A 15,980-nucleotide genomic window follows, 5' to 3' on the forward strand; every position below is an offset into this window, starting at 1 on the left:
GGCGTCTTGCTCGTCGCGGCCGTTGTGGGCCTGTGGGCGGCCGGCTACGCCTTCTTGATGCTCATGAAGCTGCCGCCCGACAGCGCCACGCTGTCGACGATCGTTGACTACTGGCTTGCTTACGGTGACAGACCCGAAGTTCGTCGATCGCTGCTGGCCGCTTTGGTGGGAGCACAAGGGGTCACGCTCGGTGGCGTGGCCATCGCGATGGTCCCACGCCGACGCGCGCTGCATGGCGAGGCCCGATTCGCCACGCATCGCGAGATCCGAAAGGCCGGGCTGCTCGCAGACAACGGCATCGTTCTCGGGCGCCTGGGCGCGCGCTACCTCGTGCTCGCCGGTCAACAAGGCGCCGAAGTCGAAGCACCTCCTCGCAGCGGCAAGGGCGTGGGCGTCGTGGTGCCTAACCTGCTGAACTGGCCCGGCTCCACCATCGTGAGCGACGTGAAGGGAGAGAACTTCATGCGCACAGCGGGTTTCCGGCTTTCCAAGGGCCAGGAAGTGCACCTGTTCGATCCCCTGTCCGAGCAGGAGCGCTCCTCGCGCTGGAATCCACTGGGCTATGTGTCGCAAACGCCGTACCGCTGCATCGACGACCTGCAGCGCATCGGAACGATGCTGTTCCCGGATCCCCTGGCGGGCGATCCCTTCTGGACCTCGTCCGCGCGATCACTGTTCCTTGGGATCGCGCTGTACCTGTTCGAGACACCCGGGGCGACACGCACCTTGGGTGAAGTCCTGCGCCAGGGCATGGCGAGCGACGCGGAGGGCTTCCAGAAACATTGGAAGCGCGTCATCGAATCGTGCGAGCGCGCCGGCTACCCACTGTCGCAGGAGGCTGTGCGCAGTCTCTACGACGTCATCGACCTCGCGCCAACGACCGCCTCGAGTATCCGCAAGACCTTCACGAGTCGACTTGATCTGTGGCTCAACCCCCTGATCGACGCGGCCACTTCGGCCAACGACTTCGATCTTCGCGACCTGCGCAAACGCCCGATCTCGATCTATGTGCAGATCAACCCAGACAACATCGCACGTCTGCAGCCCTTGCTCAACCTGTTCTTCCAGCAGGCCATCGGTTTGCAGACGCGGGAACTGCCCGAGAGCAACCCGGCCCTGAAGCACCAGTTGCTGCTCATGCTCGACGAGTTCCCCGCACTCGGGCGCATTCCGGTGATCGCGGAATCCACGGCGTTCTTGCCCGGCTACAACGTGCGCACCGTGGTGATCGTCCAGTCCAACTCGCAGCTGATCGAGAAATACGGCGTGGAGGGTGCCAAGTCGATTCGCAAGATGCTCGCCGCGCGCATCGTTTTCCCGCCCAAAGAGTATGAGGATGCCGAGGCCATCTCACGCGAGCTCGGCACCTACACGGTCCGCCAGAAAAGCGTCAGCCGTCCGATGTGGGGCGGCTCAGGCAAATCGGGCAGCGTCAGCATCAGCGAACAGCCGCGCCGGCTTCTGCTGCCCCAGGAAGTCAAGGAACTCGACCCGGCACGCATGATCCTCTTTTACGAAGGTCTCAGGCCGGTTCTCGCTCACCGCATCATCTACTTCAAGGACAAAAATTTTGCGCGGCGGGAGATCGCTCCACCCGAAGTCCCGAAGCTCACGATGGCTGTGCGTGCAACCACGGCACTTGCCGGATATGCCATGCCAGCGCCTGCGCCGCCGGCAGGATCGAGCGCTGCGACCTCGACGATGCCCGCCACGAGCACGGGCCATGCACTGTCGAAGGACAACCTACAGATGGCCCAGGCCGTGCTCGACGGCAGCTTGGATCTGAAGGACTTTTCTTTCGACTTCGACGACGTCGACATCCCCACCGAGCCACTGAGCGAGGAGGAGATGAAGCGCCGCACCGACGAGTTCATGGCCCGCCTGCTGGTCTGAGCGGTCCATTCCAACCAAGGCCATCGCATGCACTCCTCATCCAATGCCGCCCCACTCGGCGCGCAGCCGCCAGGGGCCGCGTCTTCGCCGCCATCGGGGTCCAACGATCCGCAGGAGACCGCCAGCACAAGGCGCCCGCGCAGTGGCCGCGCGCCCGTGCGCGGCGTGTTGCTGGAGGCCGCCGCAGCGCCTTATCGGTTCGATCCGGCAGCACGACGCTCGTTCTACGTCCTCCTGCGCACAGAGGTTGGAGAGCGCAGGCTTTGGGGCGCCGACCTGGAAGCCGCGCTCCAGCGAGCGGCCTCCCAGCCACGCATCGGAGACGACGTCGTCGTCTTGCCTCTGGGCACGCAACCCGTCCGGCTTCGCGTGCCCGCCGAGGACGGCTACAAAGACGCAGTCGGCGAAGAGCGGATGCGTGCCCAGCGGCGTCACTGGCGCATCGAGACGCAAGACCATGTGCACATGCTCGCGCAAGAAGCTCAGCATCTGCGCGTCGAACGAACGTTGTCGCCAGAGACCATGCGGCGCGACCCTCGTCTGACATACGCCATGGCCGGACTGCAACTGGCTGCACAGTATGCACGGCGCCTCACCGCCGATCCGCACTCTCAGCAGCAGTTACTCGCATCCATTCGCCATCGCATCGCTGATGCGCTCGTGGATGGGCTGGACCTCCATCTTCCAGACAGGCGGGTGGCGATGGCGCGAGCGCCCGTCCTCTCGGGGCCGGGACGCGCCACCGAGTGGACAGGCATGCCCATGAGCGGACGTGAACTCGCAAGGCAGAGGCGCGCGCCCTTCGCCGGCCGCTGCGGACTCGATCCGCAAGCTGCCAGATGACCATGCGTCGTGATGCGCACGAGAAGACCTTGATGCCAACAACGCACAGCAGCAGCCGGTGCGAAGCGACGGCCAGCGGCCGTTGGCACGTGGCGGATGGATCGCTCGAGTCGCTCAAGTGGCTCGCGCTGGCGTTGATGGTGGGGGACCATGTCAACAAGTACCTTCTGAGCGGGCAGGTCACGACGCTCTACCTGCTCGGTCGCATGGCGATGCCGCTTTTCGGCTTTGTGCTCATGTACAACCTCGCGCGCCCTCGCATGAAGGCCGCGAGTGTTCATCGACGTGTGGTGAAGCGGCTTGCGGCCTTCGGTGTGCTCGCAACGCCCGCGTTCGTCCTGCTGGTCGGATGGTGGCCACTGAACATCATGGCGACGTTGCTCGTCGCGACCTTGATCGCCTGGCTGCTGGAACTCCGGACCGTCGGCCATCGATGTTTGGCACTGCTCACCTTTGTAGTGGGCGGCACCGTGGTTGAATTCTGGTGGCCGGGATTGTTGTGCTGCCTGGGCGCGCGCTCTTTCATTCGTCGTCCGAGCATCAAGACCGCGATCGCCTGGCTGCTTGCGACCGCGTCCCTATGGCTCGTCAACGGCAACTTCGCTGCCATGGCCGCGCTGCCGCTGATCTGGGGGTTCAGCCGCATTCATGTTCCCCTTGAACGGCGGCGATGGGTCTTCTATGCCTTCTACCCCGCCCACCTGTTCGTTCTTGCCCTTGCGCTGCACTTCGCCAGCACACCGCGCTGTGCGCGGGCATGCTCACAAGTTGCGACGAACCTCGTAAGGGCACCTGGAGTGCAGCCACTCGCTGGCGCAGCCGAACCGGTCCAACCCCGACCTATCGAAGGTGTCAGCGCGGCAGGAGGTGGCGATTCAAGTACACCCGTGACAAAGTGGCACCATGAATTCACGCATCGTGACTACCTTTGACGTCGAGCCTGAACTGCGTGCCGAACTCGAATCGGTTGCGGATGCTGACGGACCCGTCAGCACTTCTGCCGCCGATGGGGCGTGCCGAGCCGTCGAACGCTGCCGTGTTCAAGGCGAGTTCTACGCGCGTGGGGATATCGCTTGGCAAGAATATCTACGAACTGGTGTTTCGCAACCTTTGGCCGAGGTGTTCGATCGCATCCAGGCCCGCATTGATGCACGACGTCGCGAGCTTCAAGACCCAAACACATGACCAGGGCTCGCGGGGTTGAGATGACCTCCGCGAAATCCTTCCCGCCCGGCAGATGAAGGTGTTGGTCGTTCATCATCAGCGGGAAGCGGACTACCGCTGAGACGACGCGGCCTTAGGTCTGCGACCCGGGCTTGCGGACCGAGTCACCGCGCTAATGAAGTGAGACGAGCGTCGATGACCCGCCGAGTGGGCGGGAAGCCTCGTCAAGCCGGGCTGTTCGCGCCGACCGCGTGCTCAGTCACCGCACCGGTGTCGAGGCGCTGCGCCTGCCCGGACGCGCCGCCCTCGGTCTGAAGCGCCAGGTCGAAAACATGGACCCGGTGGTTCGGTGCCCGGTTGATCATGAGCCGCATGACATCGGCGCGCGCGTAGTGGCCCGCGGGATCGGCGGCCGCCTTGGCCACCGCGATCTCGCCCAGGTCGATCTCGGAGCAGATGACGCCCTCCCAGGTGTCAGGCATGCGCTCGGACAGCGGATTGCCATGGGGCCCGTAGATGACGGAGTGCCCGCCGCCGACCGTGAACAGCGCATGCTTGGCCGGCGTATCGCAGATCTGCGACACCATCGACGCCGAGGTCACGGCCGATGGGGCCAGCACGAAGCAGCCACCTTCCAGCGCATAGGTCTGCGTCGCCGCGAGGCTGACCTCCGCGCCCAGCGCGTAAGCGTTCTCCTTGTAGAGGCTGAAGCCGGGCCATGCGGCGATGTGCAGCTGCTCGTTCTGGCTGTACATCGCAAACTTCGTGAGCGGCTGCAGATGCTCCCAGCAGGAGAGCGCGCCGATGCGGCCCAGCGGCGTGTCGCTCACCACGAGGTCGCTGCCATCGCCTTCGCCGAAGACGGTGCGCTCCATGTGCGTCGGCTTGAGCTTGCGCCGGCGCGAAACGGTCTCGCCCTGGTTGTCGATGATCCAGTTGCCGACGTACAGGCTCGCGCCCAGCCGCTCGACGACGCCGAGCGACACGAAGATGCCGAACTGCTTCGCGGCCGCTGCGATGCGTCGCGCACCCTCGCTGTCGTAGCTGAAGGCGTTCTCGAAGAAGCGCCGCACCCATCCCTTGCCAAAGCCCCAGGCCGGCGCGTCGAGCCAGACCCACCAGGGGTAGCCCGGAATCCAGTCCTCCGGAAAGGCCACGATGGCGGCGCCCTTGCCGGCCGCCTCCTCGATGTAGCGCACCGTGAGATCGATGGCGGCGTCGTGGTCGCAGAAGCCCGGCGCGGCCTGCACCACGGCCGCAAGGAACTTGGGAGGGAAAAGGGGCGACGGCGCGCCGGTGGATGCATTCATGGACGAAGCGCTCCTCGAGGGATGGGTGAATGAGGGAATGGGTGGGGAAGACTCAGGCGCGCGCGGAGGCACCGACGCTCGCTGGCGGCGGCACCGGCTCGGCCACGGCCTCGCGGGTCAGCCCGAACAGGCCGTCGATGCGCTGGCGCTCGGCCGCGCCGTGGGGCCGCAGCCATGCGAAGCCGGCGTAGATGGCCAGGTTCACGGCCAGCGCGATCACGCCCGAGGTCAGGCCCCAGGCGGCCTCGAGCTGCCGGGAGAAGAAGCTCTCGAGCACGATGACGAGCACGAAGCCCACGACCATGCCCGCGATCGCCCCTTCCTTGGTCCCGCGCTTCCAGAAGATGCCCAGGAACTGCGGCACCGCGAGCTGGATGACGCCCTGGTAGGCCAGCACCGCGAGCGTGAACAGCGCCGGCAGCTTGAGGCAGGCGACCCAGGCGGCCAGGGCCGTGAGAACCACCATGCCGATCTTCGATACCGTGACCAGCTGCCGCTGGCTCAGCGTGGCGTAGTTCCCGACCAGGTCGTTGGCGATCTGCGCGCCCGTCGCCTGGATGCTGCCGTCGGTGTGGCCGATCGATGCCGCCAGCAGCACCACGCCGGCCAGCCCGAGCAGCAGCAGGCCACCCGCTTCCTGGCTCACGATGAACCACACGTCCTCGGGGTGGCTGGCCACGGAGGGAAGCTGCGAGGCGAGCATGCCGAAGATCAGCAGGGGGATGCAGAACACCACCGACGCGGGCATCGCGATGGCCGCCGATTTCTTCAGCGCCGCCACGCCGTCGGCGGTGAACAGGCGCACGAAGATGAACGGCAGGCACCAGCCGCCGATGGTGCTCGTGAACAGCAGGCTGAACAGGTAGAGCGGCCCTTCCTTCGAGCCGAAGGACGGCAAGGAGAACATCGCGGGATCGAGCGACTGCAGCCGCACGCCCTTGTTCGTCCACAACCAAACGACCAGGCCGCACAGCATGAGGCTGCCGAAGATGTAGGCCACGATGCCCTGGTACATGTCCGAGATGATCACGCCGCGCATGCCCATGCGCACGGTCCAGATCTGGCGGATCGCGACCACCACCACGCCGAGGATCACGGCCTCCGAGAAAGGCAGCGCACCGAGCGACATGAAGTGGAAGAGACCACCCATCGCCTGCATCGCGAGTACCAGCCAGGGGAAGCCCGACACGATGCCGATCAGCGCTGCGATGGTGCGGATGTGCCTGGAGTCGTAGCGCAGGGCGAACAGATCGGGTTGTGTGCGCAGGTCGAAGCGCTGGCCCCAGGTCCACACGCGCTGCGACATGGCGTACATCAGGACCACCGTCATCAGGCTGTAGGCCAGCACGTAGAACGAGATCACGCCGGCACTGACGGCCAGGCCCGCGAAGGCGGTGAACATCGCGCCCGGATACCAGGTGTTGAGGAAGGACATGGCCTGGTAGTTGGCACCGAACGAGCGGCCGCCCACGGCGTAGTCGGTAAAGGACCGGTCCTTGCGGTAGCTGCGGTGCAGCACGTAGATGATGACGAGGAAGAAGGCCAGCTGGAGGCCGAATGTCAGCACCATGGCTTCACCCCCTTCCCGCTTCGCCGTATTCGGCGACATAGGCGGCCACCACGCTGGCCGCGATCGACACGCTGAGGGCGAGGAAATAGAACAGGGTCGGCGGCAGGCCGAGGATCGGCGCCCGGTGGTCATTGACGAGCCAGTGCACAGGCGGCAGCAGGAGCAGCAGCGCATTGAGCAGGAACCACCACCGGATCGAGGCCGGTAGCCGTGGAAGTGTCGCGAGGGGCATGGGAGGCTTTCGGGAAGGCCGCGAGCTGCGGGAGTGAGAAGGGCCGGTACCAGGTCTGCGAGGCGGATCCTTCGCATTGCGACGGACTCTAGGAGCGCCGTCCTTTCGCGTGCACCGTTCAAATGAACGGGGTACGGTCCCCGGGGGTGGGCAAGCCGCATTGGCAAGGCGGGGACGCAAGGCTAGGATGGCCCGCCACACCATGCGATGGCATATGGCTTGCTTGTTGGAATGCCCCCAGTTGGAACTCCCATGCTGAACAACCTTCAGGAGTGCGGCAACCTGATCCTTCGGATCAACGAGGCGGCCTACGAGGCGCGCGAGGAGGACTTCCAGGCGCGCGTGCTGAGCGACATCGATCGCGTGATCGGCTTCGATCGCGCGTGGTGGGGGATCATGTCGCCCGTCGCCGCAGGCGGCTTTCGCCTGCTGAGCTCCTACCGGGCCAACCTGCCCGCGTCCTACGTCGAGACCTGGGACACCTGCACGCCCGACGACCGCCTGGCCAGCAGCGTCAGCGATGCGCCCACCCACACCGTGCGCTTCGACACCCACCAGCTCCACAGCACGCCGGGCCTGTATGAGATCAACGCGGGGGTCGGCAACCGGCATGCGCTGTGCACCGCGATCAAACTCGCGGAGCGTCCCGGCGACTTCCTGTTCGTCTCGCTGTTCCGTGGCGGCCGCAGCCCCGCGTTCGACGCCTCCGAGGCCTGGGCCAAGCAGTTCCTCATGCCGCATGTCTTCATGGGCTGGCGGCACAACCTCGGGCGCAATCAGGAGCGCGCCGATGCGCAGCCGGCCGGTGGGCTGCTGGCGTCGGCCTTCGTCGACCTCCAGTGGGGCGTGATCGAGAAGTCGGCGGGCTTCCAGGACTGCGTGACCCGGATCTGGCCCGCGTGGGCGCCGCCAGCGCTGCCACCGGCGCTCGTTTCGGCCTTGCGCCGCGACGGCGGGCGAAGCGTTTTCTCGGACCTGGTCTTCTCGATCGAGGCCGCGGGAGCACTGCAGCGGCTCTCGATCCGCAGGCTGCGCGCCATCGATCGCCTCACGCCGCGCGAATCGGACGTGGCGCGCGCGTTCTCCTCGGGCCAGTCGTACAAGGAAGTCGCCCGCGCGCTGCAGCTGTCGCCGGCCACCGTCAGGCACTACCTGCGCGAGATCTACATCAAGCTCGGGCTGACGGACAAGGCGGAACTGGCGAGCCTGTTGAACGCGCCTTGAACCGCCGCCGTCGACGCGCTCGGGCGACGACCGCCTTGCCCATCTCCTCGACCACCTTTTTGCCGTCGCCGACCAGCCTCATGGTCATTCCCATGCAGGACAGCTGTCTGCCCAAACCCGAGATCTCCGGGGCAGCTTGGCGCATGTTTGCCGGCAGGGCTGGACAATGCGCGTCGACGCTGGGCAGTTCAGCGGTCGCTAGCCCCCTCTTACGCCAGCTCGCCTCAGGCTGTGATAGCTTTCGTTTTCACCGAATCTCGATCGAAAGCACCGTGGCGCCTGCTTCCATCTCAGCTGCATTTTTGCCACCCGACTCGGCACTCGCCGCGCTGATTGCCCAACTTGATTGGGCGTCTACGCCCTTGGGCCCGATCGATCAATGGCCTCAGCATCTGTGCTGCGCCGTGGGCATCGTGCTGCATTCGCCGAAGCCCATCGCGCTTCTTTGGGGCGAAGCCGGCATCATGATCTACAACGATGCCTATGCAGTCGTCGCAGGCGGACGGCATCCAGCTTGCCTGGGTCAACCCTTGCGCGAAGCGTGGCCGGAAGTGTCCGAGTTCAACGATCGCCTCATGAAGACGGTGCTGGCCGGCAAACCTCAATCCTTCGAAGACCACGAGTTCACCTTCTTGCGCAACGGTTCGCCGGAAAGTGTGTGGCTCACGCTCGACTATTCGCCGGTGCCGGATGCCGCCGGAGGGTTCGCTGGAGTGATGGCAACGGTGACCGAAACCACGGGCAAGGTGATGGCAGAGCGCGAGCTGCGCAAGGCCAATCAAACGCTGGAGGCGAGGATCGAGGAGCGCACGCGCGCGCTCGTGGAAGCCGAAGATGCGCTGCGCCAAGCCCAGAAGATGGAGGCGATTGGCCAGCTCACCGGGGGCATCGCACATGATTTCAACAACCTGCTCGGCACTCTGAAGGTCAGCTTCGAGCTTCTCGAACTGCGCATGCGTTCTGGCGACACGCAGCAAGCCCAGCGCTATGTCACCGTCGGCAAGGAAACAGTGGAGCGGGCGGCTTCACTCACCCAGCGTCTTTTGGCCTTCTCTCGCCGCCAGACCTTGGATCCGCGGCGAATTGATCTTCGCCATCGCCTGAACCAGTTCGAGGAACTTGTTCGTCACAGCGTCGGGCCATCGATCGCCGTCCAGTTCAATGTTCCGGCGGACCTTTGGCCCGTGCGCGCAGACAGCGCGCAACTCGAGAACGCGCTGCTTAACCTGTGCATCAATGCGCGCGACGCGATGCAGCCCGGTGGGGGAAGCTTGACGGTGACGGGCAACAACTGTTCATTTCCCCACGACGCAAGCACGCCCATCGGGAACGCGCCTGGTGACTACGTGTGCCTCGAGGTGCGCGACACGGGTTGCGGCATGGATGCGCAAACCAAGGCTCATGCCACGGAGCCGTTCTTCACAACCAAACCCTTGGGCCAGGGCACCGGCCTGGGTTTGTCGATGGTGTACGGATTCGCCCGCCAATCGGGTGGCCAAATGCGCATCGAGTCGGAATTGGGTCAAGGCACCACAGTCAGTATCTATATGCCCCGTATCGACGGCGATTCGAACGACACGGAGGCTGCGGTTGGTCAGCGCAACCCGACAAGCGATACGGCGGCATTCTCAGCACCGAGGTCGACGCGCGTACTTCTGATCGAGGACGAGGCACCGCTTCGAGCCCTGCTCCAGGAAGAACTTGTCGCCGCGGGCTACGAGGTCACTGCCGCGGCAAATGGCCGGGAAGGCCTCGTGTGCGTGGATGAAGAGCCGAACAGCGAATTCCACATCCTGATCACCGATGTCGGACTTCCCGGAGGTATGAACGGACGCCAGGTCGCCGATGTCGTGCGGCTGCGCAAACCTGACCTCAAAGTGCTGTTCATCACGGGCTACGCAGCCGGCGCCGCCGTGGGCAATGGTGAGTTGGAGCCAGGGATGGAGGTGATGACCAAGCCTTTCGAGCTGGGGGAATTCAAGCGGCGCATTGCCCGGATGCTTGACTTCTGAGTCATCGCACGGCGGACTGCGCCGGCGACCGCCGTTCATAAATGCAGCTCGATCAAGTCACCTCGTCGTTCAGGCGGCGAAACCATTCGCCATAGGGTGTGTTCTTGACCAGCTTGCGATTCATATCGGGCGCACCGTCGGTCCACCACGGCGGGCCGCGTTCTCCCAGTCGACGCTTTGCATCGTCGACGAGGGCGCGAGCGGTTGCGCGCTCATCGATCGATGCGGTTGCACGCAACGCGCGTCGCGCCGCCATCAATTGGCGGACCCAGAGGCTTTTCTCTTCTTCGGACAGTCCCGGGTTTGCTGCGCGCCACAAACGCCCCCGAACCACCAGATATCGGCCATCGGGTGTCATGAGGGGGCCGTCGAGGGTCTGCAATCGACCTCTTTTTCCGATCACTTGCGTTCCTTCTCGAACGGCAACGTGAGACGGATGGGTCCACCGCGATCCATCGCGTCGACACGGTCCCCCTTTTCGGGTGACGAGCACTCGCCGGCGACGGGCGAGTTCCTGGGCCACTTCGCGCACCTGCGGCATCAGGGCGCGCCAGTTCGACGGTGCGCTTACCAGGGCTCGCGCAACCTCCGAAGGGCAGATGCTTGCTCCAGGCGCACGACGAGCTAGTAGCTCGAAGATTTGTGCTTCGACGGCCTCGTTCGCCACAACCGCCCGTGAGGAGTCGATCATCGGCGCGAGGCTCCCGCGTCAACCAAAGCTGCGACTGACAAAGCGAGATCCTTTCAGCCCAAAACGCCAAGGCACATCCATCGCCTTTGAAATGCCGATGCGAGCGCCGACCACCACATCCTGTACCACACTCGGACCCTTCAGCTCGAAAGGCGCGCGGTCCAGCGGCAGGCCGTCGTGCGCACCGGTGATCCCCAGCGCCTGGGCGACCCGCCCCGGTCCCGCGCACAGGAGCCGCGGCTCGAGAAGCCCTCGGCGTGCCTGCATCGCATCGAAACCATCTGTCGGCTCCAGCGCGCGGATCAGGACACCGGCGCCGTGGCCCTCCTCCCGGCACACGAAGTTCAGGCACCAGTGCAAGCCGTAGGACCGATACACGTAAGCACGGCCTGGCGGACCGAACATCGTGGCGTTGCGCACCGATCGGCCGCCATAGCTGTGCGAGGCCGGGTCCAAGACGTCATAGGCTTCCGTTTCGACGATGCGCCCCCCGACCCCTTCCACCCAAAACGACGCACCGATCAATGCTCGCGCGAGCTCGGGTGACGAAACGCCAAAGTCGATGGAAAGCGAAGAGCACATGCCGACAGCGTGCTGCCAGTGGCAGTCAAGCGATGTCACCAGCCCTCTAGCGCAGCTGTAGTCGCACGGCGCTTCCAAGGCCGGGGCGGATGTCGGCAGCAGGCTCACGGCAGTACATCGAGCGCCACGGCATTGCACTCTTCGAGAACAAGGTGCACATTGGACTTTTTATTCGCAAAAGGTGTTGACTGATGGCACTCGCTTTGCTTTCTGAAATTGCAGCGATCAAGCTGCCCCTCACCGTCATCGCGAGAGCGGACGTGCAGAAGGTCTCTCGCCTGGTTTTCGCCGGCCTTGTGGAAGCAAGGTTTCGCACGCTCAGCGGACAGCCGACGGGCTACTGCGATCCGCTCGAGGCGACGGTCACCGCAATCACGCCCGAGGGCTGGTTATCTCTCGGCAGCAGACAGTGAACCACGCAAAGGCCGCTGCTGTGAGGAGTTTCTGAGGCTGCGAGATCCCCCGCAGCCCCGCGCCGGGCTGGTGGCTTTTCTTCGGCGCTTCAATCGTTGACGCAGCTGTTTTCGTCCGCGACAAGGCATTCGGGAAGATCGTCTCCGACGGCACCGCCGCGCGTGCGCACCGCCGTGGAGGCCGCCTGTGCCACTGCCAAGTCGCGCGGGAGCAGGACCCAGAGTTGTCCTCGCTCCTTCATGCGCCGAGCCTGCGTCGCAGCTTGCTGGCCATTGCCGAAGAAGTAGTCCGCACGCACCGCACCGCGAATGGCACCGCCTGTGTCCTGCGCGATCGTCAAACGGCGCATCGGGGCCCCACTGCCTGGCGCGCGCGTGGACACAAACACGGGATATCCAAGCGGCGTGCTTCGCGGATCCACGGCGATCGAGCGTCCAGGCGATAGCGGCACCCCCAGCGCGCCAACCGGTCCTCCGCCAGGCGCACTGGCCTCCTTGAAAAACACGTAGCTTGGATCTTCAATACCCGAGCCAGTCACCCGCTGTGCGGGGCGGCGTCCGGGCACCGCAACAGCGCCATTGACCTTGGGCAGGGCGAGTGTGAAGCCACGCGTGCGAACCACGGAGACGTCGGCGCTGCTGCCAGCCGCAGGCTGCAGTGCTTCGTCCTCATCATCATCGTCGAGCTCAAGTTCCAGCGAGGAGCCGCGCACTTTCACGGGACTGCGAGGTTTGCCCGACGCCGCCTGGGCCAGTGTGGGCCTGAACGGCTGACCGTTCTGCTCCGCATAGGCGATGCGGATCACCTCGCCCGAGTCCAGACGAATGCGTCCAGAGCCCTGGATCTGCATCTCGTAGAGCGCGGAAGCGTTGTTCACGAAGGCAATGACCTTGGCATTCGGCGCTCCCTTGGTTTCGATTTCCTTGCGTGTGTAGTAGGGCAGGAGACGCTTTCCCTCGACGCGAAGGCGCACCTTGCGATCCAAAGTGTCTCTGGTGATACGCGAGAGGTCGAGCGCGTACAACCCTGCGCGGCCCATGTCACGCGTGCTCAGTCCCGCTTGCACGACGACACTGCGTCCCGCCACACGCGCAGCGACGATCCCTTCGCCTTTGGGAAGTTTTCGCGCATCCGCAAACAGCATGTCTTGGGGCTGTGCATATACGGGGTAGATGTTGGGGGCGCCGTAGTGCCGGCTGCCGCTGATCTCAGGCTCAAAGTAGCCGGTAACAACGCCGTCAGGGCGCCGATCATCGTCGCGGATCTGATAGGCCGAGAAATCGCGCTCGAAAAAATGGCGGATGGCCAAGTCATCGGCACGATCTACTGTTCGTGCACGCTCGCAGACTTGCCGCCATGCCTGTGCTCGCCCCGACAAGACCTTGCAGCTGCCGAGAAACGCAGGCCAGGTCTCCGAGAAATCATCCTGCCGCCAGCCCGGCAAGAGTTCGAAGCCCACCGAGGTATAGGTGGCCAACCGAGTTGAGAAAGTACGCGCTCGACCCGCGATCGCACCCGCGCTGCTCAACCCGGACCCGCCGGCGACGGCTGCCTGCGACCCGCTCGATGGCGCTTGCCCTGTTGAGCTCGATGGAGAGGCTGGACGAGAAACCGGCAGCGGCGCTGATGCGCGCGGTGTTGACGTTGCCGAGCGCTGCGCCGGTGGGTTTGACGACCACTCAGGCATCGCGGCGGAATTTCCTGCACTTCCGACCGAATGGGAGTCACCCGTCGTGCACCCTGGCAGTGTCACTGCGCCCAGGGCAATCAGGGCTACCCAGCGAGCAAGGATCATGTCTCGCAGTTGCATGCCGATTCCTCGCGAAGGAGCTTGCTGACGCGCCACGTCACCGACGAAGTGGCGCTACGAACGGCCAAGCTTAGTGCCGGCCAGATGCTTGCGAATCGGGGCGACTGCCTAGCGCAAACGACGTAGGAACGTGGCGCACGCGAGGGCAAGGCTCGCCGCCGGCCCATGCTTAGGCGCTGCAATGCGCAGGCAGTTGGCGCCTTGCTGTGGATGTACCTTCGCTGCCGATCCGTTGCGGCGATGAGTACAGCCCAGACGGCCGCGTGGATCGGGCAGACGCGATCCGCGCGCCGACCATGCGGTGGCCACATTTGCCATGAAGCTCACCTTGATCCACAGGTCTCGACCTGACGCCTTCGCCGATGATGGGTCGACGGGTTCATGCCTCGCGCTGCAACGCCGACTGTCTCCTCAAAGGACCATCCGGTCCCATGCCTGGTGCGCCCACTCATACTTTCCGCAAGCATAGGAGACGAGCGTCTCCACGGCGGCCTCGCTGCCCACGGGCTGCTCAGCCCGATAGTGACAGCCCGTCGTGACCAACTGGTGCTCGAGATGAAAACCCCGATCGTCGGCATAGACCTGGATGTAGGTTCCATCGCGTCGCTCCACGATCGCGAAGGCATCGGGCGCTTCGGCCAGTCGAGGAATCCAGCGGCGCAAATTGTCCTCCGTCGCCTCCTCCCCGACACCAAAGTCGGGGCACTCCAGGAAGGGGCGTTGGTACTCTGCGCCGATATCGAAGACCAGATGGGCGTGCGCGCTCGATGCGTCCTGGCGGTACATCGCGATAAAGAAGCAGTCCTCGGCAGCGAGCGGTACATGAACAAGGGAAATTCGTTGCACCTTGCAGCGCCTCGCGAGGATCAACTCGAGACTGCGTTCGGGTCCGAGCGGCAATCGAAGCTCTTCGCGAAGACTCAGCGCAAGTGAAAAGGCGTCGCGCTTGATGCGTTCCCCTGCTGCGAACTCTTCAGTCCCCTCCTGGAGCAGCGCCAGATATTCGTGGAGTTGCATCAGGCGCGATGGCGTCGACGCTGCGGGGCGCGAGGCGAACAAGGAGGCGATCTTGCGTGCGAGCATGATGGCGACAGGATGAGTCGAGAACGTCTGCGGCGATAGGATGCCGGCGAGCGAACAGCCTGTCCAGTTCACCGCTGCCTTTCAGAGCACCTCCACCGAACGTTGCGTCGGTTGCAATGAGCGAGGAGCGGATCATCTCTTCATATCGGCGCTTGCAAATGGCCGCGGTCCCTACCTAAGGGCCCGACGGGCATCGTCCTACTCCGGCCCCACGTCCAGGCCCCTAAATTGCCAACTACTGGAGATGCACAGGGCAGCTCCAAGCAACATCAAGTTCAGGGGACTTACTCATGAAAAAACATCTTCTCGTTCTCGCCATCGCATCGACCTGCTTCGCCATGAACGCCGCGAATGCTGCTGAAGGCATGACCAAGGACCAGTACAACGTCGCCAAGGAAAAGATCGAGGCTGACTACAAGGTCGCCAAGGCCAAGTGCGACACGCTGAAGGACAACGCCAAGGACGTCTGCGAGAAGGAAGCCAAGGGCACCGAAAACGTGGCGAAGGCGCAGCTGGAGCAGGACTACAAGCCCAGCGCGGCACATGCCAAGAAGGTCGCTGAGGAAAAGGCCAACATGACCTACGACGTTGCCAAGGAGAAGTGCGACGACCAGTCGGGCGATGCCAAGAACGCCTGCGTGAGCCAAGCCAAGGCCGACCACGACAAGGCCAAGGCCGACATCAAGGCGATGAAGGGGTAAGCTCCCTCAGCGCTCATGCGGGGGTGCGCGATCCCGCGTACTTCCCTGCCCTCCCCATGCCCCGCCTCGTGCGGGGCGTCTTTTTTGTGGGCTTCAACCTCTGGCCGGGTGCCCGATCAAGGTGAGCCGAGCACTAAAAAATAAGCTAACGGCGTTTCTTAGCCTTGCCCTCGACGGCCAACACCACCATCGCCCTTTGAGCGAACTTGATGCCCAAGGCACGGACACAAGTGCAGGCGTGCACGATGCGCAACTGGCACGGGAAAGCCCGTAGCGCATCATCTGACGGGCGATCCCGCCGATGTCTTGGGCCCTGCATCGACGGCCCAAGTACCTTTCTCCACAGATGTCGCGCTGGTGTAGTTGGTGCAACGGACCCCTCGTTGGCCCGCGCTAAAGCGCAGCGGTTCGTTTGCCAAAAGCGACGTGATCCAACAAACGCTGTGAAAAG

Annotated in this window: 15 protein-coding genes and 1 pseudogene; 8 read left to right on the forward strand and 8 right to left on the reverse strand. The window is 64.4% G+C overall.

What is annotated here, in order from left to right:
- Positions 1 to 6: 6 nt before the first annotated feature.
- The 4 genes from ACHMXE_RS06105 to ACHMXE_RS06120 are packed head-to-tail and all read left to right on the forward strand — an operon-like array spanning position 7 to position 3,921.
- Positions 7 to 1,893 carry a type IV secretory system conjugative DNA transfer family protein gene (locus ACHMXE_RS06105; protein ID WP_395347303.1) on the forward strand — a complete coding sequence of 629 codons (1,887 nt, stop codon included), beginning with the start codon at positions 7 to 9 and terminating at the stop codon, positions 1,891 to 1,893.
- Between the two features lie 27 nt (positions 1,894 to 1,920).
- Entirely contained in the window at positions 1,921 to 2,736 is an 816-nt protein-coding gene (locus tag ACHMXE_RS06110; protein ID WP_395347304.1) for a hypothetical protein, read from the forward strand.
- A complete protein-coding gene (locus tag ACHMXE_RS06115) occupies positions 2,733 to 3,668 on the forward strand; it encodes a TraX family protein (protein WP_395347305.1) in 936 nt (311 codons plus the stop codon). Before ACHMXE_RS06110 ends, ACHMXE_RS06115 begins: the two co-directional genes overlap by 4 nt.
- On the forward strand, positions 3,640 to 3,921 hold the full coding sequence (locus ACHMXE_RS06120; RefSeq protein ID WP_395347306.1) for a hypothetical protein: 282 nt from the start codon (positions 3,640 to 3,642) through the stop codon (positions 3,919 to 3,921). Before ACHMXE_RS06115 ends, ACHMXE_RS06120 begins: the two co-directional genes overlap by 29 nt.
- 203 nt (positions 3,922 to 4,124) lie before the next feature.
- Here ACHMXE_RS06120 and ACHMXE_RS06125 read toward each other — a convergent pair whose 3' ends face one another.
- From ACHMXE_RS06125 to ACHMXE_RS06135, 3 genes are read right to left on the reverse strand one after another with little or no spacing between them, the layout of a single operon-like run.
- Positions 4,125 to 5,210, reverse strand: coding sequence for a carbon-nitrogen hydrolase family protein (locus tag ACHMXE_RS06125; RefSeq protein ID WP_395347307.1), 1,086 nt, complete (start codon positions 5,208 to 5,210; stop codon positions 4,125 to 4,127).
- A gap of 52 nt (positions 5,211 to 5,262) precedes the next feature.
- A complete protein-coding gene (locus ACHMXE_RS06130; RefSeq protein ID WP_395347308.1) occupies positions 5,263 to 6,780 on the reverse strand; it encodes a sodium:solute symporter in 1,518 nt (505 codons plus the stop codon).
- Positions 6,781 to 6,784: 4 nt separating this feature from the next.
- Positions 6,785 to 7,012, reverse strand: coding sequence for a hypothetical protein (locus tag ACHMXE_RS06135; RefSeq protein WP_203208209.1), 228 nt, complete (start codon positions 7,010 to 7,012; stop codon positions 6,785 to 6,787).
- 252 nt (positions 7,013 to 7,264) lie between these two features.
- Here ACHMXE_RS06135 and ACHMXE_RS06140 point away from each other — a divergent pair, with 252 nt between their 5' ends.
- Together ACHMXE_RS06140 and ACHMXE_RS06145 are read left to right on the forward strand one after the other, a co-directional pair.
- Positions 7,265 to 8,236 (forward strand): response regulator transcription factor, encoded by a 972-nt coding sequence (locus ACHMXE_RS06140; protein WP_395347309.1) that lies wholly within the window; start codon positions 7,265 to 7,267, stop codon positions 8,234 to 8,236.
- 35 nt (positions 8,237 to 8,271) lie between these two features.
- The gene (locus ACHMXE_RS06145) at positions 8,272 to 10,248 is read left to right on the forward strand and encodes an ATP-binding protein (protein WP_395347310.1); all 1,977 of its coding nucleotides are present in this window, start codon (positions 8,272 to 8,274) and stop codon (positions 10,246 to 10,248) included.
- 52 nt (positions 10,249 to 10,300) lie between these two features.
- Here ACHMXE_RS06145 and ACHMXE_RS06150 read toward each other — a convergent pair whose 3' ends face one another.
- The 3 genes and pseudogenes from ACHMXE_RS06150 to ACHMXE_RS06160 all read right to left on the reverse strand — a co-directional run bounded on the left by ACHMXE_RS06150 (position 10,301) and on the right by ACHMXE_RS06160 (position 11,521).
- Positions 10,301 to 10,630, reverse strand: coding sequence for a hypothetical protein (locus tag ACHMXE_RS06150; RefSeq protein ID WP_395347445.1), 330 nt, complete (start codon positions 10,628 to 10,630; stop codon positions 10,301 to 10,303).
- A 141-nt stretch (positions 10,631 to 10,771) separates the two neighbouring features.
- Positions 10,772 to 10,939 (reverse strand): annotated as a pseudogene (locus ACHMXE_RS06155) (DUF3253 domain-containing protein); the annotation flags it as partial.
- 18 nt (positions 10,940 to 10,957) lie between these two features.
- Positions 10,958 to 11,521: a DNA-3-methyladenine glycosylase gene (locus ACHMXE_RS06160; RefSeq protein ID WP_209547359.1), complete on the reverse strand. Its 564-nt coding sequence runs from the start codon at positions 11,519 to 11,521 to the stop codon at positions 10,958 to 10,960.
- 191 nt (positions 11,522 to 11,712) lie between these two features.
- On the opposite strand from ACHMXE_RS06160, the gene ACHMXE_RS06165 reads away from it, so the two are divergent.
- Positions 11,713 to 11,934, forward strand: coding sequence for a hypothetical protein (locus tag ACHMXE_RS06165; RefSeq protein WP_203208205.1), 222 nt, complete (start codon positions 11,713 to 11,715; stop codon positions 11,932 to 11,934).
- A gap of 89 nt (positions 11,935 to 12,023) precedes the next feature.
- On the opposite strand, the gene ACHMXE_RS06170 is transcribed toward ACHMXE_RS06165, so the two are convergent.
- Both ACHMXE_RS06170 and ACHMXE_RS06175 read right to left on the reverse strand, forming a co-directional pair.
- Positions 12,024 to 13,412: a murein transglycosylase A gene (locus ACHMXE_RS06170; RefSeq protein ID WP_395347311.1), complete on the reverse strand. Its 1,389-nt coding sequence runs from the start codon at positions 13,410 to 13,412 to the stop codon at positions 12,024 to 12,026.
- A 744-nt stretch (positions 13,413 to 14,156) separates the two neighbouring features.
- Positions 14,157 to 14,900 (reverse strand): hypothetical protein, encoded by a 744-nt coding sequence (locus tag ACHMXE_RS06175; RefSeq protein ID WP_395347312.1) that lies wholly within the window; start codon positions 14,898 to 14,900, stop codon positions 14,157 to 14,159.
- A gap of 218 nt (positions 14,901 to 15,118) precedes the next feature.
- On the opposite strand from ACHMXE_RS06175, the gene ACHMXE_RS06180 reads away from it, so the two are divergent.
- Positions 15,119 to 15,529 carry a hypothetical protein gene (locus ACHMXE_RS06180; RefSeq protein ID WP_395347313.1) on the forward strand — a complete coding sequence of 137 codons (411 nt, stop codon included), beginning with the start codon at positions 15,119 to 15,121 and terminating at the stop codon, positions 15,527 to 15,529.
- Positions 15,530 to 15,980 lie beyond the last annotated feature (451 nt).

This window comes from Variovorax sp. UC122_21 (assembly GCF_044056785.1).
Lineage (GTDB): Bacteria > Pseudomonadota > Gammaproteobacteria > Burkholderiales > Burkholderiaceae_C > Variovorax.